We start from the raw sequence: 22790 nt of genomic DNA, 5'->3' as shown, positions 1-22790 counted from the left end.
CCCGCATTGTAAATGACCGTCCGTCCCGACATTTCCTCAGCCGCAGCCGCAGCCGCAGCCGCAGCCGCAGCCGCCGACCGCGACCACAGCGAGCGGGCAGCCGCGCCGGCGCGCGTCGTCCTGATCACCGGCGCCGCGCGTCGCATCGGACGGGCGCTCTCACTCGGTTTCGCCGCACGCGGTTGGGACGTGGCCGCGCATTATGGTGCGTCGCGCAGTGAAGCGGACGAACTGGTGGCGGAAATCGAAGCACTCGGCCGCCGCAGCGTCGCGTTACACGCGGACCTGGCGGACGAGACGCAGGTCGCGCGACTCGTGCCCGATTGCACCGCGGCGCTCGGGCGCCCGGTGTGCATCGTCAATAACGCGTCGCTGTTTGACGAGGACACCGCGCGCGACGTCTGCTACGACAAGCTGCTGCGGATGATGTCGATCAACGTCGGCGCGCCGCTCGTGCTCGCGCGAATGCTGCACGATGCGACGCCCGACCGCGCGCATGAAGACGAAACGCAGCGCAGCGTCGTGATCAACGTGCTCGATCAGAAGCTGTACAACATGAACCCGGACTACCTGTCATACACGCTGTCGAAGGCGGCGCTCGATGCCGCGACGGTTGCGCTCGCGCAGGCGCTCGCGCCGAAGCTACGTGTGGTGGGGCTCGCGCCGGGTTTGACGCTGCAGTCCGCGGAGCAAACGCCGGCGAGCTTCGCCGCCGCGCACCGGATGACGCCGCTTGGCCGCGCGTCGCGTCCGGAAGATCTGGTCGCCGCTGCGCTGTATCTGGCCGACGCGGCGGGCGTGACGGGCACGACGCTCGTGGTCGACGGCGGCCAGCACCTCGTGCCGCTGCCGCGCGACGTGATGTTCCTCGCTGGCAGCTAACCGGGAACACGGTAAGGAAGCACCGCGACGAAGCACCCCATACCGGCTGACGGCCCGTTCAACAGGCCGCGCGACCCGGCGCCGCCGCGGTGCGTTATCCGCCGCATTATTTGCGTGTTCGCACGCTTACTATCAGATCAGGAACGAACATGCACCCCGCTCCCTTTCATCCGAGTCTCGCCGATTGTCGCCGGCTTTTCCTGCGCAACTATGAGGTGTTCATCAATATCGGCGTGCACGATTTCGAAAAGCGCGGCGAGCAGCGCGTGGTGATCAACGTCGATCTGTTCGTGCCGCTCGCGATGTCGACGCCGGTCGAGGACAAGCTGCGCGAAGTCGTCGACTACGACTTCATGCGCGCGACGATCGCACGCCGCGTCGAGCAGGGACATATTCATCTGCAGGAAACCCTGTGCGACGACCTGGTCAAAATCATGCTCGCGCATCCGCAGGTGCGCGCGGCGCGCGTGTCGACAGAAAAGCCGGACGTTTATCCGGACTGCGATGCAGTCGGTGTGGAGGTGTTCCGGATCAAGGACGCGTGAGCTCAGACGCGCTCACGCGGGCGTGCTGCCCGTGGTGGCCCAGCGTGTGCGGCGATACGGACACGATGGCAGTGCGTCGTTCTCGACCGCGCTAGTCACCGCGGCGTGTGCCCGCGCGAGACGCCGCTCCAGCTCCGCTGTCGACAAGCCCCACGCCCACGCGGCCTCGTTGGGCGTGAGACGCTCGGCTTCAATCAGGATGATTGCGATCCGCTGTTCATCGGGCAGTCTTGCGACAATCTGCAGCAAACGACGGTTCACTTCCGAGTCGGCTTCGATCGATAAAGCAGCGCGGACCGTACATTCATTCGCGCGGATCTTCTTTTGCTGCCAGCGCCGCAGCATGGACGACATCATGTTGACGCGCAGTGACATGTAAGGCGCGTGACCGTGCTCGCCGGCCAGCATCGTACGACACACGCTCTCGAGCAGTTTTTCCGCGTCTTCGGGCGTCGACGTAAGACGCAACGCAAATACCCATAATTCAGGCAGTAAAGTCTGCAATGCCGAGTTCGGCCGACTGCTTCCCATTTTCCAGATCCTTTGACGCCAATGAGCGACTACGAGCGGCGCGAATTCAACTGGGGTAAACGGTCCGCGCCGGTAAAGCTCGCGTCAAGGTCGCCCGGGTCGGGCAGGCAGAGCCTGGCTATTCGAGGGTGGGATGAAAGCAGTCAGGACGGCGCGAGTGCTAGGCCACTCACTTTATGCAGCGCGCACGCAGAAGGGAACCGATTTTTTTCAATGTATGCGATCAGCAATAACAATGATGCCATTGCACGCAAACGTGGTCCTGGACAGCTGCACTTCCGGAGCACGTGTTTGAGCATCGCAGGCTAGTCTGCGTCAAACTGCTTGCGTAGCACGCAAAGTGTGATCTGTTGAATAAGCGTGTAACGGCAGCGTTGCAAATCGCTCATTCGAATGTCATAAAACAGTCACAACCCGGTCACGAGTGCTTCACAAGCGCTTCGCAAGCGATGTGCAGGTGATTCACAGGCGGTTCGCACGTCGCATGCCGCAGGTCGGTCACACGCGGGCGGGGCGCTCCGACGGGCGGATGAACTCAATGCGGTTCTCGCTCGAGTGCGAGAACACCAGTGCCGCCTGCGTGTATGAGGAATCGCCGAACAATGCTTCCTCGTCGATCTTCGCAAGCCCGGTGGCAAGTCCGCGGAAGTCGAACAGCCCGGTGTCCATCAGATGCGACGGCACCACGTCCGACAGCGCGCGAAACACGTTGTCGACGCGGCCGGGCGTTTCGCGCTCCCACTGATGCAGCATGTCCTTGACCTTCTTGCGCTGCAGGTTTTCCTGCGAGCCGCACAGGTCGCACGGAATGATCGGGTATTCCATGTCGCGCGCGTAGCTCGCGATATCGCTTTCCTTGCAGTACGCCAACGGCCGGATGACGACGTGTGCGCCGTCATCGGTCGCGAGCTTCGGCGGCATGGCCTTCATCTTGCCGCCGAAGAACAGGTTCAGGAAGAAGGTCTCGATGATGTCGTCGCGATGATGTCCGAGCGCGATCTTGTTCGCGCCAAGTTCCTTCGCGGTGCGATAGATCACGCCGCGGCGCAGCCGCGAGCACAGCGAGCAGGTGGTCTTGCCTTCGGGCACCTTCTCCTTGACGATCGAATGCGTGTCCGCTTCGACGATCCGATACTCGACGCCAATCGATTCGAAATAGCGCGGCAGCACTTCTTCCGGAAAACCGGGGTGCTTCTGGTCGAGATTCATCGCGATGATCTCGAACTTGACCGGTGCGCGCTTCTGCAGCGCGAGCAGCACGGAGAGCATCGTGTATGAGTCTTTTCCGCCGCTCATGCAGGCGAGGATGCGGTCGCCGTCCTCGATCATGTTGAAGTCGTGGATGGCCTTGCCGACCTGCGACTGCAGACGGGTTTCGAGGCGGAAAAAGTTGTTTGATGCTTTCATGACGGGGCTGCAACGGGATTGAATGGCGCGCCGCGCGGCGGTAAATGGGGGGGTGCGCGGCGGCGCGTGGAATCAAGCCACGATGATACAACCAAACGATCCGCTCCCCGGGCGCCGGCGGCGGCCCGCGGCGGCCGCCCGCATGCTCCGCGCGGCCCGATCGGGGAGCGGCTCGACGTCAGCGCTTGCGCGGTTTCAGGCGGAACAGCACGGGCCGATCGGGAACGGTCGTCGCGCGGGCGACTGGCCGCACCGGCTCATTGCCCGCGAGCTGGACGTCGAACGCGCGCACGAGCAGCGCGACGGCCAGCGTCGTTTCCGCGAGCGCGAACTGCGCGCCGACACATACGCGTGGCCCGATGCCAAACGGCAGATACGTGAAGCGCGCCGGCGGCGGTGCGCCAGGTAGAAAGCGCGCCGGGTCGAATACATCCGGGTTTTGCCAGTAGCCGCGATGATGATGAAGCACCCATGGACTGATCATCATTTGCGTGCCGGGCGCTACCGCGAGGCCGTCCAGTTGGTCTGGTTCGATGCAGCGGCGCAAGATCACCCATGCCGGCGGATAGAGGCGCAATGTCTCGTCGACCACCGCACGGGTGTACGGCAGAGCTTTGAACGCGTCACCGGCACGCTCCGGGCTCAGATCGGCGTCGCGTACTTCGTCGGCGACCGCGGCCTGCGCGTCGGGCGCGCTGGCCAGCAGGTACAACGCCCACCATATCGCCAGACTGTTCGGCTCGTGGCCAGCGACGATCATCGTGCCGATCTGGTCAGCCAGCTCGACGCGGCTGAACGCGGCGCCGCTTCCCGGTTCGCGCGCGGCGAGCAGCGCGTCGAACAGGTCGCGGGGACCCTCTGGGGCGGGCTGTCGTGCGCGCGCATCGATAATTTGCTCCACCAGCGCGAGCCAACGCTTGCGAAAGCCGCTGCGGCCGAAATCGCGCGGTGTCGGCACCCAGTACGGCATGACCAGATCCGCAAAGCTCGCGCGCGCATGCTGCTGCATGAATTCCCGCACGGCGGCGCGCACAGCCGGGCCGTATTCACGGATTTCCAGCGAGAACATCGAACGCGCGGCAATCTTCAGCGCGAGCGATTGCATGACCGGCAGCAGATTCAACGCACCATCCTGCGCGGCCAGTTCGCGCACTTCCTCCTCGAGGCAGGCGGTCACGTGCCGGGCCAGGATCGGCATCATCTTCGGTGCGAGCGTCGGACTGATCGTGCGGCGTTGATGCTTCCAGCGCTCGCCGGTGGCGAGCATCAGACTGTGACGCCCGATCGGACGGATCAGGCGGATCGCGAGCTCGGTGCGCGCGTAGTTGCCGTTGTTTTCGACAAGCACGCGGTGAATCATCTCGGGCTTGTTGAGCAGCACGCGCTTCTGGTGAAACAGGCGTTCTTCGACGTAGTCCGCCTCGTACGCTTCCTTCGTCCACAGTTGAAGACCGTTATTGCTCATCGCACGGACAAAGCCGGCCGCCGACACCGGGCGAGCGGGCAGCTCGGGCATCGGTGGTCTGAATAGCGACGCGTGACGGGAATCGACGTCAGGCGGGACCGTGGATGAGCTACGCGTTGGTACTTGCAAAGGGGTTACTCCGTCAGCGGTTCGGTCGGGCAGATCGATCATGGAATGATTCAATCCAGAAGAACGTTCGGCGCGAATCGTCTATTCCGATGATTGCGCCGAGCCGCTAAACGTTTGCGAGGCGATTGCGTCAATTTTTGACAGATCTGATAGACATGTCGGCATTTTCGCCGCGCCGCGTGCCGATTTGCGGCAATGCCACATGTTAGAATTTCCCACCCGAAACTCGTCCAACGCCCACGACATGAACATCGTGATTCTGGCGGCAGGCACAGGCAAGCGGATGCGTTCCGCACTGCCGAAAGTGCTGCATCCTCTGGCCGGTCGGCCGCTTCTAGCGCACGTCATCGATACCGCCCGCACGCTTGAGCCGTCACGTCTTGTCGTCGTGATCGGCCACGGCGCCGATGCGGTGCGTGCGGCCGTTGCCGCACCCGATGTGCAGTTCGTGGTGCAGGAGCAGCAGCTCGGCACCGGGCACGCGGTGCAGCAGGCGCTGCCGCTGCTCGATCCGACGGTGCCGACGCTCGTGCTTTATGGCGACGTGCCGCTCACGCGTGCGAGCACGCTGCAGCGCCTCTGCGAGGGCGCCGGGCAGGGCGGCTACGGCGTGCTGACGGTCACGCTCGACAATCCTACTGGCTATGGCCGCATCGTGCGCAACGCGGCGGGCAAGGTCGAACGGATCATCGAGCAGAAGGACGCGACGCCCGGGCAGCAGGCCATCCGCGAGATCAACACCGGCATCGTCGCGATGCCGACCGCGCGGCTGCAAGCGTGGCTCGGAGCGCTGAAGAACAACAATTCGCAGCACGAGTTCTATCTGACCGATGTCGTCGAAATGGCGATCGAAGCGGGCATCGATATCGTCACCACGCAGCCCGACGAAGAATGGGAGACGCTTGGCGTCAATAGCAAGCAGCAGCTCGCGGAACTCGAGCGTATTTATCAGCGCACTGTCGCGGATGCACTGCTTGTGGCCGGCGTCACGCTCGCGGATCCCGCGCGTATCGACGTGCGCGGGTCGCTCGAATGCGGGCGCGATGTGTCGATCGACGTCAACTGCGTATTCGAAGGCCGCGTCACGCTTGCCGACAATGTATCGATCGGGCCGAACTGCGTAGTCCGCAACGCGACGATCGGCATGGGCACGCGCGTCGACGCATTTACGCATATCGAAGGCGCCGAGGTGGGCGCGCACGCAGTGCTCGGCCCCTACGCGCGGCTGCGGCCGGGCGCGGCGCTCGCGGACGAAGTGCATATCGGCAACTTCGTCGAAGTGAAGAACGCGGTCATCGGCCGTGGCTCGAAGGCGAACCATCTGAGTTACGTCGGCGATTCGGATGTCGGCACGCGTGTGAATATCGGCGCGGGTACGATCACCTGCAATTACGATGGCGCGAACAAGTTCCGCACGGTGATCGAAGACGACGTGTTCATCGGCTCCGATACCCAACTGGTGGCGCCGGTGCGCGTCGGGCGCGGCGCAACGATCGCGGCGGGCACGACAGTATGGAAGGACGTCGAGGAAGGCGTCCTCGTGCTTAACGACAAGACTCAGACGGGCAAGCCGGGCTACGTGCGCCCGACAAAAAAGAAAGGCTGACGGGGCTCGGTTGCGCGGCGCGTCACTTTACGCGCTGCGCACGTGATTGCGGTAGCGATCGAAACCATCGCAACGAAAGCAATGGACGCAACAGGCGCAACAATTGCAACAAGCGCGATGAACGCAATCGCAATCGAACCCAGCAACCCAACTCTGTAAAAGGACTATCAGCAATGTGCGGTATTGTCGGCGCGGTTGCGCAACGTAACATCGTTTCCGTCCTGATCGAAGGATTGCGGCGGCTCGAATACCGCGGCTACGACTCGTGCGGGGTCGCGGTGCTCGCGAACGGAGAGCCGCGTCGCGCGCGCAGTGTCGCGCGCGTGGCCGATCTCGATGAGCAGGTTCGCGACACCAAACTCGCGGGCGAAACCGGTATCGCGCATACGCGTTGGGCGACGCACGGCGCGCCGGTGACGGACAACGCGCACCCGATCTTCTCGCGCGACACGCTCGCGATCGTGCACAACGGCATCATCGAAAACTACGAGCCGCTACGCGAGATGCTGCGTGGCAAAGGTTACGAGTTCGTCTCGCAGACCGATACCGAGGTGATCGCGCATCTGATCCACAGCCTCTACCGCGGCGACTTGTTCGCGGCGGTGCGTGAAACCGTGCGGCAACTGCATGGCGCGTACGCGATCGCGGTGCTGCACAAGGATCAGCCGCATACGGTGGTCGGCGCGCGGCAAGGCTCGCCGCTCGTGGTCGGGCTCGGCGACGGCGAAAACTTTCTCGCGTCCGATGCACTTGCGCTGGCAGGTAGCACGGACCGGTTTATCTTCCTTGAGGAAGGCGACGTCTGCGAACTGAAGCTCGACGGGGTGCGCATTGTCGATCGCGATGGCGAGCCGGCGCCGCGCGAGGTGCGTCAGGTGGCCGCTTATGGCGGCGCGGTCGAACTTGGTCCGTATCGCCATTTCATGCAGAAGGAAATTTTCGAACAGCCGCGCGCGATCAGCGACACGATTCCGCAAGCTGATGCGTTCGATCCGTCGCTGTTCGGCGACGACGCGCCGAAGGTGTTCGGGAAAATCGACAGCCTGCTGATTCTCGCGTGCGGCACGAGCTACTACTCGGGGCTGACCGCGAAGTACTGGCTCGAATCGATCGCGAAGATACCGACGCAGGTCGAGATTGCGAGCGAGTACCGGTATCGCGATTCGGTGCCGAATCCGAACGCGCTGGTGGTGGTGATTTCGCAGTCGGGCGAGACCGCCGATACGCTCGCCGCGCTCAAACATGCGCAGTCGCTTGGCCACGTGCATACGCTTTCGGTGTGCAACGTCGGCACCAGCGCGATGGTGCGGCAGACCGAGTTCACGTTCCTCACGCATGCGGGGCGCGAGATCGGTGTCGCATCGACGAAAGCGTTCACCACCCAACTGGTTGCGCTGTTCGTGCTGGCGCTGACGCTTGCCAGGATACGCGGACATCTGAGCGACGCGCAGGAGAGCAGCTACCTGAAGCAGTTGCGGCATTTGCCGGCGGCGTTGAACAGCGTGCTTGCGCTCGAACCGCAGATCATCGCGTGGTCGGAGGAGTTTTCGCGCAAGGAAAACGCGCTGTTCCTCGGGCGCGGACTGCACTATCCGATCGCACTGGAAGGCGCGCTGAAGCTGAAGGAAATCTCGTATATCCACGCGGAGGCCTACCCCGCCGGTGAACTGAAGCACGGTCCGCTTGCGCTCGTGACCGAAGCGATGCCGGTGGTGACCGTGGCGCCCAACGACGCGTTGCTGGAAAAGCTCAAGTCGAACATTCAGGAAGTGCGCGCGCGTGGCGGCCAGTTGTATGTGTTCGCCGATTCCGATACGCGCATCGTCAATGCGGAAGGTCTGCACGTGATCCGGATGCCGGAGCACTACGGGTTGCTTTCGCCGATTCTGCATGTGGTGCCGCTGCAGTTGCTCGCTTATCACACGGCGTGCGCGCGGGGCACCGATGTGGACAAGCCGCGTAATCTCGCGAAGTCGGTGACGGTGGAGTGAGCGGAGCCGCTGACGCGTTCCATGAGAACGTCAGCAAGGCCAGGACGAAAGACCGTACGCCGAGCGACAGCGAGAAAGACGAGGACGTCGTGCTCGAGTTTCGACCGGCACGATGCGCAGCTCAAACAGGCGCTGCTTCAACCAGCGAAAACGGAGCAGCAGAAGTGGGCATCGCCGAAACCAACCTGAACTTCGACGCCACGAACAACTCCTGCAACTGTTCGCGGCTGCGCACCTTGCCGCCTATCAGAACCAGCATGTTGAGGTCCAGCATGGCGCCGGTCGCTGATTCCGCCGATTTGCCCAGCAGCGCTTCCGCTACGAATAACCGCCCGCCCGGCCTGATCGAGCGCCTGCAATTTCGCAGTAAGGCCACGCAAGCCTCGTCATCCCAGTTGTGCAGGACGAACTTCATCAGATAGAGGTCGGCGGGCGGTAGTACGTCGACGAAGAAGTCGCCCGCCACAGTCGAAAAGCGCGCTCGCATGTCGGGCGCCCTCGCCGACTCCTCCGCTCCGGCAACGACGGAAGGCAGATCGAACGCCGTGCCGTGCAGCGACGGATTGGCCAGCAACAATGCTTGCAGCAACTTGCCGTTTCCACCTCCCACGTCGACCGCCAGATGAACGGACTTCGTATCGATCAGCGCAGCAACGTCACGGTCGAAGGCCGAAGAGTAGCCCTTCATCGTGTCGTTGAAGGTTGCGCTTTGCGCGGGATGATTTTGAAGGTAAGTCCAGAAGTCGCAGCCTAGTGCGTGCGCCGTTTGCGATTCACCCGTCCTGACCGCCTCCGCAAGACGCGTCCAGACCGGGTGGTACACAGCGAACATCGCGCGGCTGCGCAGCGCGATCGGGTTGTCGGTACGCAGCGTTCTGAGTAATGAAGTCGCACAGAAGGTGTCCGTCGGCGCGTCATAGGTCATCAGACCGACCGTCACGCAAGCGCGCATGAAACGGAACGTTGCTTCCTCATCGAGCGATTCGATTGCGGCGATCCGTGAAGCGGTCACGTGATCGTCTCCCATATGGTCCGCGAACGAATAGCGTGCGACTGTATGCACGATTTGCGAGATCCGGTAACCGGCAATCATCTCGGTCATTTTTCTGTTGTCGTCTTGCGAGCCGAATGGGTCGTCGGCAACCGGCGCGTTGGTGCGGCTGTCGGTGCTGTTCATGAGCGTGCCTTTCGTAGGAAGGGGATCGGGAACCGAAGAGCGTGTGAGCCACGTTGAAAACAGTCTCAACGGCGGGAAATTCCGGCGAAGTGTTGTGCGCGGATGGCGACCGGTGGCCAATGCCGCAGCGTGAATAGCGTTGAGCCACGTGTGGAATGCACAGTGGAGCCTATGTTCCGGTCGCGCCAGGAACTGACGACCTCAAAGACTTCTGACAGAAGTTCGACGAGTTGCACGCCCTCGCGCGGGCAATGAGAATCAGCAAGCCCATCAACGGCGGCCGGGAAATGGACAAATGGGTGCTGCTTTCGGGCGCCGAGTAGACCCGCGCGTACTGACATCGATGTCCGGGAAGCCGGGTCAGTCGTTGCGACTACACTTCCCATTCCAACGTGTGCGAAAATCGGCGCGGCGTTATTTCCGTGACGTTTCAAGCCACCGCCTGCGCCCGCATTTGCTTACGCAATAACCAGGTCTTTGATTCGACCCGGGAATCAGCGCGATACGCAGGCAGGCCTGAAGCGTAAGCGGTTCGAATGGCTCCTCGCATGTAGCGCCTGACGCGTGCGCGGCCAGGCCACGCATGTCGCTGGCGAGCCTTACCGCGTGCTCTGCGTTGTTTAGTTTGCCCCATCGTCTGACCCGCTTGTTCTCCCTGCCGTTTGTTCCATTCATTGGTAGCCGATGCTCGACATCCATTTCTCCGGGGGACTCCTGTACCCTCAACTGCAGGCGCTCAGTGTCGCCGAATTACTGGGCGTTGCGATTGCGCTGGTATTGGGCGGTATGGTCAAGGGCGTCACGGGCATCGGTGTTCCGCTTGTCGCGATGCCGATCCTGACGCACTTCCTGCCGGTCAAGCAGGCGGTGCTGCTGCTATCGATGCCGATCATCCTCGGCAATATTCCTCAGGCGCTCGAAGGCGGTAAGGTGCTGCAGACGGCAAGAGAGATTGCCGCCCCGCTTGTCGGCACCGTGATTGGCAATGTGGTCGGCGTGTCAGTGCTGATTACGCTCGCAGCACACGATGCGCAGGCCGTGTCGGGCGTGATGCTGATTATCGCGGCCGCGCTGATGCTTCTCGCGCCCAAGTTCACACTCGCGCCGTCGCTCGTGAAGCCGGTTGGTTTCGCGCTCGGTTTTGGCGCCGCGCTGATGGAGAGCATCGCATCGGTGCCTGGACCGCTGCTGGCCATGTATCTGATCGCGTCGGGCGCGACGGGCCGGGTGTTCACCAAGCGGATCGCGATTATCCTGGTCGTATCTGTGATCACGCTGGTTCTGACATTCAGCAGCGGCGCTGCTCGCGCGAATGGCGTCGACCTCGCGATCTCCGCCGCGGCGAGCTTGCCCGCGATCGCCGGCATGCTGCTGGTGCGGCCGTTGCGCGACAGACTGCATCCGCTCGCGTTCCGCGGCGTGGTGCTGGCCTTCGTGCTGGTCGCGGCGACACAAATGATCTGGAAGTCCGGCGTGCTGTGAACGGCGCTGTCACCTTCGACTCCTATCGCCATCCTCCATCGACCCTTCATCAGGCCCGAGACACAGGCCCGAGACACAGCCCGGACATGGTGCAAAGCAACACGCATCGCGCAGTGCGCTCAGCCGCTCATACACACAGAAAAAACTCGCAGATGGAATAGCGCTTGCTAAAATCAGCAGTACGGAGGGCAATATGGCAGACATCCTTATTGTCGATGCCGACACCGGTGTGCTGAGCACCCTCGGCCTGCTGATCGCCGCTGAGGGCTACGTGGTCCGCACGGCCACCAATGGCAACGATGCACTCAATCTCGCGCGCGCGAGCTGCCCCGATGTATTGATCTCCGACTCGCGCACACCCGGTCTGAGCGGCCCCGCGCTCGTGCGCGAGATGCGCAAAGATCCTGTATTAGCTACCGTGCCGGTCATCCTCACTTACAACGGCGCACTGCCGCCGCGCGTGCGTGTGTTCCGTTTTCTGCGCAAGCCATTACGTTATGCCAGGCTTCTGAAGGTGCTGCATCGCGCCGAGCAGCTCGTCGCGCGGCGCGATGCGCGCGGGCAGCCCGGAGACTGGCGACTGACCCGGCGCAACCTAAAAGGCCAGCCAAAGCCAGGTTAGGCAGCGGCGTGCGCACATCGCCCGACCCCGGTTCAGCACAAACCTCAATGCCGCGTGTCCGGCAGCGACAATAGCAAGGCCGGCACGCTCATATCCTCGTCCAGTTCGGGCCAGTACAGCTGCTGACGGTCTAGCGAAATCGCGAAGTGCTCGCGTTCGTCGGCGGTGGCGGCCTCGAGCACCGGAAACCAGCGCAGCGGAAATTCGATCGCGCGTCCGTCGGACAGCTGGAGAAATAAGTGCGCGCTATCGAAGCGCACATCGACTGCATCGGCGTACATGGCTGGCTCCTGAACGTAGGTCGTTCTAAACGATAGGTGGCGCGGCAGCCGTGTTCAAGCGCGCCGAGCATGTCCGTCGCGCACTCGTTTGCGCAATCGTTTCCTCGTCACCGGTCCAGCACCTGTTCGCCGCGATGTGCGATTGACAGTCGCATGACGGCAGTTCCCGATACAATCCACAGACGATACGGCGGTCCTCACATGCGATGCAAGTGATGCCGCTCCGACTTGCATCCGCTGTCTGCGGCTATCAAGAAAGCCTTTCAATCCGCCGTTAACGCAAAGATCAGTCGCATCGATTGGCCGTTCGACGGACGGCGAGGAACCGATGCCGGGACAGTGCGTGACCTCATGCCAGCCAGGCCGTTTATGTTCAACTTTCTCCTCGATACGCCGGCATCGGGCAACGGACATGTCACGGCATCGATCCGCGCGTCGCTGCTGTCGACGTTGTTCGAGAACACGCGTCCGCTGGTCATGTCGGGCCTCGCCAGCGCGTTCGTCGCGGCCGTGGCCTGTTTTCGCGTGGATCACGTATGGGCGGTGCTGTGGTTTGCCGTCGAAATCGTGCTGCTTAGCGCGCGGATGGCCATCGCACACCTTTATAGGGCGCGTAACCGGCTTCGGCCGATTCATCCGGAGCCATGGGCGGCGCGCTATGCACCGGTGTCGCTGCTCGCGTGTCTGACGTTCGGCCTCGGCACAATGGCGTCGATCATGGTCGGGGATATGCAGCTCGCGTCGCTTGCGCTGATGGTGACCGCCGGCATCCTCGGCGGCATTGCGTCGAGAAACGCCGCGTTGCCGCGTCTCGCGATCACGCAGATTTTCTGCGGCACGATGCCGATCGGCGTCGGCGCGCTGCTTGCGCCGCGCAGCGCTTCGTGGATTCTCGTGCCACCGCTCTTTGCTTACCTCGTTGCGATGGTGTCGGTGGTGCGGCGCCACTACGAAGGGCTCGTCGCGCTGATGACCGCCGAACAGCGGCATGCGGAACTGGCCGCCCGCTTCGACGCGGCGCTGACACATATGCCGCATGGCCTGTGCACGATCGACGGCAGCGGCAAGGTGATCGTCGCAAACCGGCGCGCGGCGGAGCTCTTTGGCGCGACGGTCGAGATGCTGCGCCTGAACGTGCCGCTGCCCGAATTTATCGGTGAGGTGGGGGTCGCGAAGTTCGGCGAGACGCTGCGCATCCAGCTGGTTGAGCGCTGCTCCGTATGGCTGTCGGGCGAGCGCCGGTCGCTGGACCTCGAACTCGGCGATGGCCGTCAGCTCGAAATGACCCGCAATCCCGTGCCGGACGGCAGCGCGGTGATCATCATCGAGGACGTCACCGAACGCCGTCAGTCTGAAGCGAAGATCCTGCATCTCGCGCGGCACGACCCGCTGACCGGCCTGCCAAACCGGCGCGATCTGTACGAGCGTCTCGAGCGGATTCTCTCGAGACCGTCCGCCGGGCACGCGCTGGAAGTCGCGCTGATGTACCTCGACCTCGACGGTTTCAAGCAGGTCAACGACCGGCTAGGTCACCACGCCGGCGACGAAGTGCTGACGGCGGTCGCCGGTCGTCTGAAAGAACTGCTGTGGACCGGCGAATTCGTCGCGCGTCTGGGCGGCGATGAATTTGCGGTCGTCGTCGAAAACGGCACCTGTGCGGCGAGCGAAGCCCTCGCGCCGCGCATCATCCGTGAGATCGCGAAACCGTACATGCTGTCGACCGGCGAGGCGATCAGCATCGGCACGAGCATCGGCATCGCGTTCGCCGCGCGCGGCGAATCGATCGAACAACTGCTCAAGCGGGCGGATATCGCGCTGTATGACGCGAAGCAGGCGGGCAAAGGGACGTTCCGTTTCTCGGTGCCGGGTAGCGAGCCGAAAGACGGCGCAGCCAGCCAGCCGCGCTGGCCAGCCTAGTAGTGGTGAAACGCCGGGCGGTGGTCCGGCGGGCAGGTCTGATCGCAGTTCCGATGAAGCGGCGGCGCGCTTGCCACTGCCACCCCGCGGTTGACTACGACATGCGTCCGCTTACATCTGCGCACCGATCATCCACGGCACGAACTCTTCGTTGCCGATACCGAGCGCCTCGCTCTTCGACTGATCGCCCGACGCGATCCGCACGATCGCGCGGAAAATCTCCTCGCCTTTCTGCTCGACGGTCGCGGTGCCATCCATGATTTCACCGCAGTTGATGTCCATGTCGTCGCGCATCCGCTGGTACATTTTCGAGTTGGTCGCGACCTTGATCGATGGCGCCGGTTTGGCGCCGAAGCACGAGCCACGGCCCGTGGTGAACACGACGAGGTTCGCGCCGCTCGCGATCTGGCCGGTCGCGCCCATCGGGTCATAGCCGGGCGCGTCCATGAACACGAGACCGTGCTTGTCGATCGGCTCCGCATACTTATAGACGTCGACGAGCGGTGTCGAGCCGCTCTTCGCGACCGCGCCCAGCGACTTCTCGAGAATCGTCGTCAGGCCGCCGGCCTTGTTGCCGGGCGTCGGGTTGTTGTCGATGCTGCCCTTTTCACGCTCCGCGTAGCCTTCCCACCAGCGAATCCGTTCGACCACCTTCTCGCCGACTTCGCGCGACACCGCGCGGCGCGTCAGCAGGTGCTCGGCGCCGTAGATTTCCGGCGTCTCGGTCAGGATTGCGGTGCCGCCGTGCTTGACGAGCTGATCCACGGCCGCGCCGAGCGCGGGGTTCGCGGTGATGCCGGAGTGTCCGTCCGAGCCGCCGCATTGGAGCGCGACGCACAGGTGCGAGACCGGCAGCGGCTCGCGCTTCACCTGGTTCGCAACGGGCAGCATCCTGTCGACCGCTTCGATCACGGCATCGACGGTCTTTTGCGTGCCGCCCAGTTCCTGCATCACGAGCGGCACCACCATCGGTCCTGGTGTCACGCCTTCGGCGACGAACAGCGCGCCCATCTGGTTGGCCTCGCAACCGAGGCCAACCACGACGATGCCCGCGAAGTTCGCATGGCGCGCAAAGCCGCCGATCGTGCGGCGCAATTGCTGGATGCCTTCGCCGTTGTGATCGATACAGCAGCCGAAGCTGTGCGACAGCGGCACGATGCCATCGACATTCGGATACGCATCGAGCCGGCCGGGCTGCGCGAAATGCTGCGCGGCCATTTTCGTGACGCTCGCCGAACAGTTCACCGTGCTGATGATGCCGATGTAGTTGCGTGTCGCGACGCGGCCATCGGCGCGTTGGATGCCCATGAAGGTCAGCGGTTCGGTCGCGCTTTGCACCGGCTTCACATCGCTGCTGAACGCATAGTCGCGTTCGAAATCGCCCATCGCGACGTTGTGCACATGGACATGTTCGCCCGGCTCGATCGCCTGCGTCGCGAAGCCGATGATCTGGCCGTAGCGGCGCACCGCACTGCCCGGCGCGACGGAACGCACGGCCACCTTGTGCGCTTCGGGAATGTCGGCGAGCACGGTCAAGCCGTCCAGCTCATCGAGGTTCGTCCCGCGGGGAATCGCCTGCCGCGCGATGGCGACGTCGTCGTCGGGATGCAGTTTGATGACCGCCGAAGCGGCCGCGATATCGGCCATGATTCATCTCCTTTGCGACCGGAGTGGATGCCTTAGCGCTGACTCCGGCGGTTGCCGTGCACGGGCGCGTTGCGTCGTGCATCATGTGGGGTGGTTCGAGTATGCGAAGCGGCGTCGACGGCCGCAAATTGGTCGGACCACGTCGAAACGAGGAGACAACTGATGGCACAGCGGGGCGGCCCGGACAGCGCGCTGAATCATGTGATCAAGCAAATCGAAAGCCGGCTGCTCGACCCGCAGTTGCGACCAGGCGCGCGGCTACCGTCCGAGCGCGCGATGGCGGAAGCGTTCAGTGCGTCGCGCTCGACGGTCAGGGAAGCGGTGGCGCGGCTCGTCGCACGCGGCGCGCTCGAGACGCGCCGCGGCGCGGGTGTATTCGTCAGCGCGGCGCCGCAGGCGATGCCCGATTCACTATGGCTTCAGCGCAGCGGTGAGGGTGCGCCACAGCGCAGGGAAACGCTCGAGTTCCGTGCGATCTTCGAATGCTGTGTCGCGCGCTTCGCCGCGGAACGCGCGAGCGCCGACGAACGCCAACGGCTTGGCACGGTGCTGCACGATATGACACGCGCGGTGTCGGACGGCGACGTCGAAGCTGAAGCGCGTGGCGACGCGAACTTCCATCTGACATTGGCCGCGATGGCGCACAACTTCATGTTGACGCGCTTCTACACGACCGTGATCGATCAGTTGCGCGACCACATCACGCGCAATACCTATGCGGCGATGCTCGACTTGCCGCACGCGAAGGAGCGCTCGATCGCGCGGCTCGCGCAGCACGAGAGTATTTATCGCGCGATTTGCGCGCGCGCGCCGGACGGCGCCGCACAGGCGATGGCGCAGCATCTGTCGTTTGTCGGCGAGCAGTTCAGCGCCTGACCGACACCTTCAGCGTTGCCGGCGCAATTGCAGCGCGTAGGTGAAGCGATCCGCCGGAAACACGCTAACCGTGACCTCGAACACGACGCCATGCTGGTCGACATAGTGGCGCGTGATGTCCAGCGCATGCCCCTCCGCTGCGACCGCGAGCGACGCCGCGATCCGCGCGGGCACGCCAGTGGCGCGAATTTCCTGGCGCACCTCGCGCACCGTGCGCCCAAAGCGCGCTTCGACCATCTCGCAGATCAACCCTGAGCTCTTGCGCAACTCGCGCCGGATGCCGGCGCCGACCGACGCTTCCAGATACACATCGGTCCAGCAGATCGGCTGGTCGGGCTTCGCCGGATCGACGCGCAGCAGTTCGACACGCAGCCAGCGCGACCCCGTCTCGACGCCAAGCCGTGCGGCGAGCGCCGGGCTGGCCGACACTTCGCCGATGGCCTGTACGTGCCGCTCGGTCACGGCCGCAAACTGGATCAGATCCTCGACACTCGACATCGACTGCTCGAATGCGACACGCGGCTTGCTCGCTTCGACGCGGATGCCTGCGCGTTTGCGCCGCGAGATCAGCCCGAGCTCCTGTACCTTTTCGAGCGCGGAGCGTACGGTCGCGCGGCTCACGCCGTATTGCGCGGAAAGATCAAGCTCGCTGGGCAGCGCCGCGCCGACTTCGAAGGTTCCGTTGCCGATCGCCGTAATCAGTTGCTCCGCCAGCTCGGCGTATCGGGGTTTCATCGCAACGGTCCTTTCGCGGGGGGAAGCAGGGGTTCGGGCAAATCGTCTTGTACCCGGCTGGCAAGCCTGCATGTTTTTGGCGGCGCTACAGGCGCGCTAATGCTAGCCCGCGCGTCGCGCATTGCCAAGCCAGGCGGGCGCGGGCAGGAGAACTGCCGCGAAGCATACAGGTAAACCCGAGGTTGACCCATCTCATATCGTGCCAATATAGTCCGGACATATTTTAAATGTCCGGACTTATTCGATATGAAATTCCGGACGCGTGAGCGTGTGCGCGCACGGCAAACGGAGACGAGCATGGCTTTTCAGACCGACACCGCCCACCCCCGCAGCCCGGATGCGGCTGGCGCGACCCCACGCGAAAGGCCGCCGCTGGTCGCGCGCCTTGGCGTGCAGATCGTGGTCGGGATCGTGGCCGGCATTGCGCTTGGTTTTATCGCGCCGAAGCTGGCGGTCGACATGAAGATTCTCGGCGACATCTTCCTGCGCCTGATCAAGATGATTGTCGCGCCGCTCGTGTTCCTGAACGTCGTACTGGGCATCGCGGCAGCGGGCGACCTGAAGAATGTCGGCCGCATCGGGCTGCGCGCGCTGATCTACTTCGAGATCGTGTCGACCATCGCGCTCGCGTTCGCGATGGTGATCGCGAATGTGTCGGACGTCGGCGCGGGCATGCATCTGACGCAGAACGCCGCCGACGCCGCGGCCGCTCACGCGCAGTACGGCAAGGCGGCGCCCGTGTCGCTCGAGCATTTCATGCTCACGCTGTTTCCGGACAACTTTGTCGGCGCATTTGCGAACGGCTCGCTGCTGCAGGTGCTGGTGATTTCGATCGGCTTTGGCGCCGCATTGCTGATGCTCACACGCGAGCAGCGCGGCAGCGTCGAGCATGCGCTGACGCGCATGTCCGAAGTGTTTTTCAAATTCGTCGACGTGATTATGAAGTTCGCGCCGCTCGGCGCGTTCGGCTCGATCGCGTTCGCGATCGGCAGCAGCGGCATGAGCGCGGTGATCTCGCTAGGCTATCTGCTGATCGTGATGTACCTGACGCTGGCGTTCTTCGTCGTCGTGGTGCTCGGCATCGTGCTGCGCGTGTACGGCTTCAACGTGTTGCGCTTTTTGCGCTACTTCAAGGACGAGATTTTCCTGCTGTTCGCGACCGCATCGTCGGAAAGCGCGTTGCCACGCCTGTTCGAGAAGCTCGAGCGGCTTGGCTGCTCGCGGCAGTCGACCGGCCTCGTCCTGCCCACCGGCTATGCGTTCAATCTCGACGGCACCGCCGTCTATATGTCGCTGTGCGTGATGTTCGTCGCCAACGCATACGGCGTGCCGCTCAGTCTGCATCAGCAGCTGGGGCTGCTGGTGTTGATGCTGATCACGTCGAAGGGCGCGGCGACCGTGTCGGGCGGCACGTTCATCGTGTTTGCGGCCACCGTCACAGCGTCCGGCATGTTGCCGATCGAAGGGTTGCCCATTCTGTTCGGTATCAATCGCTTCACGTCGCAAGCGGTCGCGATCTGCAACTCGATCGGCAATAGTGTCGCGACGCTGGTGATCGCGAAGTCGTCCGGCGAGTTCGACGAGCAAGCGGCGCGCGATGAGTATCAGCGCGTCTTCGGCACGCGGCCCGGCAAGGTCATCTGATTCCGGTTCATTCAAGAAAGGGTTGAGCGTTATGCGTATTACCGCCGTCAGGGAGATATCGGTCCCGCTCGAAGGCAATGTGGCAAATGCGCTGGTGAGTTTCGCGGAGCACGACGTGTCGCTGGTCGCGCTGCACACCGACGTGATACGCAACGGCAAGCCGTTGATCGGCTATGCGTTCGATTCGATCGGGCGCTTCGCGCAAGGCGGCATTCTGCGTGACCGGATGATTCCGCGGCTCGTCGCCGCGGCGCCCGATAGTTTGCTCGATGCGAGCGGCGCAGGCTTCGACCCCGAGACGGTGCTAAAGACGGTGCTGCGCAACGAAAAGCCCGGCGGCCATGGCGACCGCGCGGCGGCCGCCGGTGCGATCGAGCTGGCCGTGTGGGACCTGAACGCGAAGCTGCGCGACGAACCCGCGCACGTGACGATCGCGCGCCGTTTTGATCGGCGCGGCAAGGCCGAAGGCGTCGACGTGTATGCGGCGGGGGGCTACTACTACCCGGAAGAGAGCACGCAACGCCTTGCCGATGAGTTCGACAGATACCGCGAGATGGGTTTTGACGCGTTCAAGATGAAGATCGGCGGCGCGAGCCTCGTGCAGGACCTCGCGCGTATCGAAGCGGCGCTTTCCGTCGCGGGCGCCGGGCAGCGGCTCGCGGTCGACGCGAACGGCCGCTTCGATCTCGACACCGCGCTTGCGTACGCTGAAGCGATCGCGCCCTACGACCTGCGCTGGTACGAAGAGATTGGCGATCCGCTCGATTTCGACCTGAACCGTCAGGTCGCCCAGGCGTACGCGGGGCGGATCGCGACCGGGGAAAACCTGTTCTCGCTCGCGGACGTGAAGAACCTGGCGCTGTTCGGCGGCATGCGGCCGGGCAAGGACGTGTTCCAGATGGACGCGGGCCTTGCATACGGGCTCACTGAGTACGCGCGAATGATCGAGCTGATCGAAAACCGCGGCTTCGATCGCGCGCACGCGTATCCGCATGGTGGCCATCTGATCAACCTGCACATCGCGGTCGGCCTCGAACTGGGCGGCTGCGAAGCGTACCCGGGCGTGTTTCAGCCGTTCGGCGGCTATCCGGCCGGATGCGGGATCGGCGGCGGCCTCGTGCGTCCGACCGACGCCGCCGGCTTCGGACTCGAGGAAAAAGACGGGTTGCGCCCCTGGCTCGAACGCCTTGCAGCCTGATTGAAAAATGGAAAGTTTGAGGAACTGACGACGATGGCCACCACTGTTTTCGACTCCGCGCTGTTTCGCGATATGTTCGGCACGCCCGAGATGCGCGACGTGTTTTCCGATACCGCGTATCTGGCCCGCTGCATCGACGCGGAGACCGCGCTTGCGCGCGCCGAGGCGCAAGCGGGCCTGATTCCCGAGCAGGCTGCGCGCGAGATCACCGAGCGCGCGGATTTCGCGAAGCTCGATCTTGATCAACTGCGTCATGAAACGGAGATTGTCGGTTATCCGATCCTGCCGCTCGTCAAGCAGTTGAGCGAGATGTGCGGCGCAGCGGGCCGTTACGTGCATTGGGGCGCGACGACGCAGGACATCATGGATACCGCGACGATGCTGCAGTGTCAGCGAGGTGTCGGCATCATCACACGCCAGCTCGACGAAGTGCGCGAAGCGCTGCGCGATCTCGCCGACCGATACGCGGATACGGTGACCGCGGGCCGCACGCATTTGCAGCATGCGTTGCCGGTCACGTTCGGGTTTCGCGCAGCGGTATGGCTGTCCGCGTTGGATCGGCATGCGGAGCGCTTGCAACAGGCAAAAGCACGCGTGCTGATGGTGCAGTTCGGCGGTGCGGCGGGCACGCTCGCGTCGCTCGGCGACCCGGTGCGCGCGCTCGATACGCGGCGGCGGCTGGCGCAGGAACTCGGGTTGCGCAACCCTGAGATAACGTGGCATGTCGCGCGCGATGGCCTATGCGAGCTGGTGTCGCTGCTTGCGAGCATCGGCGGGTCGCTCGGCAAGATCAGCATCGACGTGATGATGATGGCCGCGTCGGAATTCGGTGAAGTCGCGGAGCCGTTCGTGCCGGGCCGCGGTGCAAGCTCAACGATGCCGCAAAAGCGCAATCCGATTTCGAGCGAACTGATGTTCGCGGCGGCGAAGATGCTGCGCGAGCGCGCCGCTCTGATGCTCGACGGGATGATGCATGATTTCGAGCGCGCGACCGGCCCGTGGCACCTCGAATGGAGCGCGGTGCCGGAAAGCTTCCTGCTCGCGTCGAGCGCGCTGCATCAGGCGAACTTCATGTTGCGCGGGCTGCACGTGGACGCAGCGCGGATGCGCAGGAATCTCGATCTGACGGGCGGCTTGATCGTTGCCGAAGCGGTGATGATGGGGCTCGCGCCGGCACTAGGCCGTCAGCACGCGCACGATGTGGTGTATGACGCGTGCCGTGTCGCGATCGACGAAAGCCGCACGTTGTACGACGTGCTGTCGGCCAACGGGGTGATCCGCGAACGCTTCGACGATGCGCAACTGCGCGCATTGACCGATCCGTCCAGGTATCTCGGTGCGGCCGCGCTGATGGCGCGTCATGTTGCGCATGCATCGGCGAACAGCCGCTAACGTCCTGTTACGAATGTGCGATCAGCGTAGCACCTGTGTCAAACATCGACTCATACACTGCAAACCAGTTTCATCGTCACGCACTCAACGTGCAAGGAGTCGAAAATGAACAAGAAGGTGCTCGGCGCGGTACTGGGTCTCACAGTGTTGGGTGCGTCGACAGCGGCATCGGCGCATGTGGATGTGGCCGTCGGACTGGGGGTGCCGTTGGTCGTGCCTGCGGCACCGGTTTATGCGGCGCCGCCGCCGCCTCCGGTGGTGGTCGCGCAGGCGCCCGTCGCGGTGGGCTATGGCTACGGTCCTGACTGGCGTGAGCGCCGCGCATGGCGTGAACGCGAATGGCGCCGCCACGAGTGGCGCGAGCATGAGTGGCACGAACATCACGACTGGCATTGATGCAGTGTTGTTCGCGGCCTCACTGAGTTAGCGGCGGCAGGCCGCGAGGGAGCGCCCGGCTGGCGGTTCTCGCCCGCAGCGCGTGAGCCCGCCGGCACGGGGCGGTCCAGACGGGCCGCCCTTACACACTCTCCGCGCGTGGCGCGCTTTTCTCACGCGCGCTCACTCTCATCTGTACGCTCAGCAGATGCTCGCGCATCCGCTGCTCCGCGAGCTCGCTATCGCGCGCGATCATCGCGGCAACAATCGCCTGGTGCTGTTCCGCGAAGTGCCGGCGTGTTTCGTGATCCACGGTTTTCTCGCGCAGCGTGGGCTGCACGCGCACGCCGTTGATGGCCTCGAGCAACGCGATGATCGCCGGGTTGCGCGTCGCCTGCGCGAGCAGCAGATGAAAGCGGTGATCCCATTGCTGCCATTCGTAGTCGTCGCGCGTCGCCGCGTTTTTGCGTGCGATCTTGTCGAGCTCGGCGAGATCGGCAGCGCTTGCCTTCATCGTTGCGAGCGCAACAAGCGCCGGCTCGATCATCACCCGCATCTCGGCGACATCCGACGGACTCGTGCCGACGCTCAGGCCGCTCAGCTTCTGCGAGAACTTCAGCGGGCGCGCGCCGAGATACGTGCCGCGGCCGACACCGCGCCAGATCCGGCCACCCGCTTCAAGCGACGCGAGCGCGGCGCGCAGTTCACGCCGGCTGATTGACAGATCTTCCGCGAACTGACGCTCCGCGGGGAGCAGGTCGCCGTCCCGAAGCTCGTGCCGCGCGATGTAGTCGATAACACGGTCCAGCACTTGCCTATCAGACATCGCTTCCGCCTCCGAACCAATCTTGGATTGGTTCAATATTAGCAGGATGGAAGCGTTTTCAA

General features: G+C 63.8%; 20 protein-coding genes. 12 read left to right on the top strand and 8 right to left on the bottom strand.

Annotated features, from left to right (window positions below):
- Positions 1-12 precede the first annotated feature (12 nt).
- On the top strand, positions 13-882 hold the full coding sequence (locus HV796_RS19275; protein WP_175228094.1) for an SDR family oxidoreductase: 870 nt from the start codon (positions 13-15) through the stop codon (positions 880-882).
- Positions 883-1031: 149 nt separating this feature from the next.
- Positions 1032-1427 (top strand): dihydroneopterin aldolase, encoded by a 396-nt coding sequence (locus HV796_RS19270; RefSeq protein WP_175228093.1) that lies wholly within the window; start codon positions 1032-1034, stop codon positions 1425-1427.
- Between the two features lie 12 nt (positions 1428-1439).
- Here HV796_RS19270 and HV796_RS19265 read toward each other — a convergent pair whose 3' ends face one another.
- The 3 genes from HV796_RS19265 to HV796_RS19255 form a co-directional block, all read right to left on the bottom strand.
- Complete coding sequence (locus HV796_RS19265; protein WP_175228092.1) at positions 1440-1958, bottom strand: hypothetical protein; 519 nt, start codon at positions 1956-1958, stop codon at positions 1440-1442.
- A 498-nt stretch (positions 1959-2456) separates the two neighbouring features.
- On the bottom strand, positions 2457-3365 hold the full coding sequence (gene ttcA, locus HV796_RS19260; protein WP_175228091.1) for a tRNA 2-thiocytidine(32) synthetase TtcA: 909 nt from the start codon (positions 3363-3365) through the stop codon (positions 2457-2459).
- Positions 3366-3543: 178 nt separating this feature from the next.
- The gene (locus tag HV796_RS19255) at positions 3544-4881 is read right to left on the bottom strand and encodes a cytochrome P450 (RefSeq protein ID WP_175228090.1); all 1338 of its coding nucleotides are present in this window, start codon (positions 4879-4881) and stop codon (positions 3544-3546) included.
- 322 nt (positions 4882-5203) lie between these two features.
- Here HV796_RS19255 and glmU point away from each other — a divergent pair, with 322 nt between their 5' ends.
- Positions 5204-6565 (top strand): bifunctional UDP-N-acetylglucosamine diphosphorylase/glucosamine-1-phosphate N-acetyltransferase GlmU, encoded by a 1362-nt coding sequence (gene glmU, locus HV796_RS19250; protein WP_175228089.1) that lies wholly within the window; start codon positions 5204-5206, stop codon positions 6563-6565.
- Positions 6566-6738: 173 nt separating this feature from the next.
- Positions 6739-8556 (top strand): glutamine--fructose-6-phosphate transaminase (isomerizing), encoded by a 1818-nt coding sequence (gene glmS, locus HV796_RS19245; protein ID WP_175228088.1) that lies wholly within the window; start codon positions 6739-6741, stop codon positions 8554-8556.
- Between the two features lie 121 nt (positions 8557-8677).
- On the opposite strand, the gene HV796_RS19240 is transcribed toward glmS, so the two are convergent.
- Positions 8678-9733: a methyltransferase gene (locus HV796_RS19240; RefSeq protein WP_175228087.1), complete on the bottom strand. Its 1056-nt coding sequence runs from the start codon at positions 9731-9733 to the stop codon at positions 8678-8680.
- Between the two features lie 684 nt (positions 9734-10417).
- On the opposite strand from HV796_RS19240, the gene HV796_RS19235 reads away from it, so the two are divergent.
- Together HV796_RS19235 and HV796_RS19230 are read left to right on the top strand one after the other, a co-directional pair.
- Positions 10418-11215 (top strand): sulfite exporter TauE/SafE family protein, encoded by a 798-nt coding sequence (locus HV796_RS19235; protein ID WP_175228086.1) that lies wholly within the window; start codon positions 10418-10420, stop codon positions 11213-11215.
- Between the two features lie 193 nt (positions 11216-11408).
- On the top strand, positions 11409-11837 hold the full coding sequence (locus tag HV796_RS19230; RefSeq protein WP_175228085.1) for a response regulator: 429 nt from the start codon (positions 11409-11411) through the stop codon (positions 11835-11837).
- Between the two features lie 44 nt (positions 11838-11881).
- Here HV796_RS19230 and HV796_RS19225 read toward each other — a convergent pair whose 3' ends face one another.
- Positions 11882-12118, bottom strand: a complete 237-nt coding sequence (locus HV796_RS19225) for a DUF2442 domain-containing protein (protein WP_175228084.1) — start codon at positions 12116-12118, stop codon at positions 11882-11884.
- A 369-nt stretch (positions 12119-12487) separates the two neighbouring features.
- Between HV796_RS19225 and HV796_RS19220 the strand changes: the two genes are divergently transcribed.
- The gene (locus tag HV796_RS19220; protein WP_175228083.1) at positions 12488-14035 is read left to right on the top strand and encodes a sensor domain-containing diguanylate cyclase; all 1548 of its coding nucleotides are present in this window, start codon (positions 12488-12490) and stop codon (positions 14033-14035) included.
- Between the two features lie 111 nt (positions 14036-14146).
- Here the strand turns inward: HV796_RS19220 and HV796_RS19215 are convergent, their stop codons facing one another.
- On the bottom strand, positions 14147-15682 hold the full coding sequence (locus HV796_RS19215; protein ID WP_175228082.1) for a UxaA family hydrolase: 1536 nt from the start codon (positions 15680-15682) through the stop codon (positions 14147-14149).
- Positions 15683-15844: 162 nt separating this feature from the next.
- On the opposite strand from HV796_RS19215, the gene HV796_RS19210 reads away from it, so the two are divergent.
- Positions 15845-16558 carry a FadR/GntR family transcriptional regulator gene (locus HV796_RS19210; protein WP_175228081.1) on the top strand — a complete coding sequence of 238 codons (714 nt, stop codon included), beginning with the start codon at positions 15845-15847 and terminating at the stop codon, positions 16556-16558.
- Positions 16559-16567: 9 nt separating this feature from the next.
- On the opposite strand, the gene HV796_RS19205 is transcribed toward HV796_RS19210, so the two are convergent.
- Entirely contained in the window at positions 16568-17293 is a 726-nt protein-coding gene (locus tag HV796_RS19205) for a GntR family transcriptional regulator (protein WP_175228080.1), read from the bottom strand.
- Between the two features lie 297 nt (positions 17294-17590).
- Here HV796_RS19205 and HV796_RS19200 point away from each other — a divergent pair, with 297 nt between their 5' ends.
- The 4 genes from HV796_RS19200 (at position 17591) to HV796_RS19185 (ending at position 21923) form a co-directional block, all read left to right on the top strand.
- A complete protein-coding gene (locus tag HV796_RS19200) occupies positions 17591-18937 on the top strand; it encodes a cation:dicarboxylate symporter family transporter (RefSeq protein ID WP_175228079.1) in 1347 nt (448 codons plus the stop codon).
- 31 nt (positions 18938-18968) lie between these two features.
- Complete coding sequence (locus HV796_RS19195; protein ID WP_175228078.1) at positions 18969-20135, top strand: enolase C-terminal domain-like protein; 1167 nt, start codon at positions 18969-18971, stop codon at positions 20133-20135.
- A gap of 33 nt (positions 20136-20168) precedes the next feature.
- Positions 20169-21527, top strand: coding sequence for a class-II fumarase/aspartase family protein (locus HV796_RS19190; RefSeq protein ID WP_175228077.1), 1359 nt, complete (start codon positions 20169-20171; stop codon positions 21525-21527).
- Between the two features lie 105 nt (positions 21528-21632).
- A complete protein-coding gene (locus HV796_RS19185; RefSeq protein WP_175228076.1) occupies positions 21633-21923 on the top strand; it encodes a hypothetical protein in 291 nt (96 codons plus the stop codon).
- A 121-nt stretch (positions 21924-22044) separates the two neighbouring features.
- On the opposite strand, the gene HV796_RS19180 is transcribed toward HV796_RS19185, so the two are convergent.
- Positions 22045-22728, bottom strand: coding sequence for a FadR/GntR family transcriptional regulator (locus tag HV796_RS19180; protein WP_175228075.1), 684 nt, complete (start codon positions 22726-22728; stop codon positions 22045-22047).
- Positions 22729-22790: the final 62 nt, after the last annotated feature.

It is taken from the genome of Paraburkholderia humisilvae (assembly GCF_902859855.1).
In the GTDB taxonomy this organism is placed as follows: Bacteria; Pseudomonadota; Gammaproteobacteria; order Burkholderiales; family Burkholderiaceae; genus Paraburkholderia; species Paraburkholderia humisilvae.
Note: the sequence above shows the minus strand (reverse complement) of the source record. Positions and strands in the feature narration are given on the sequence as shown.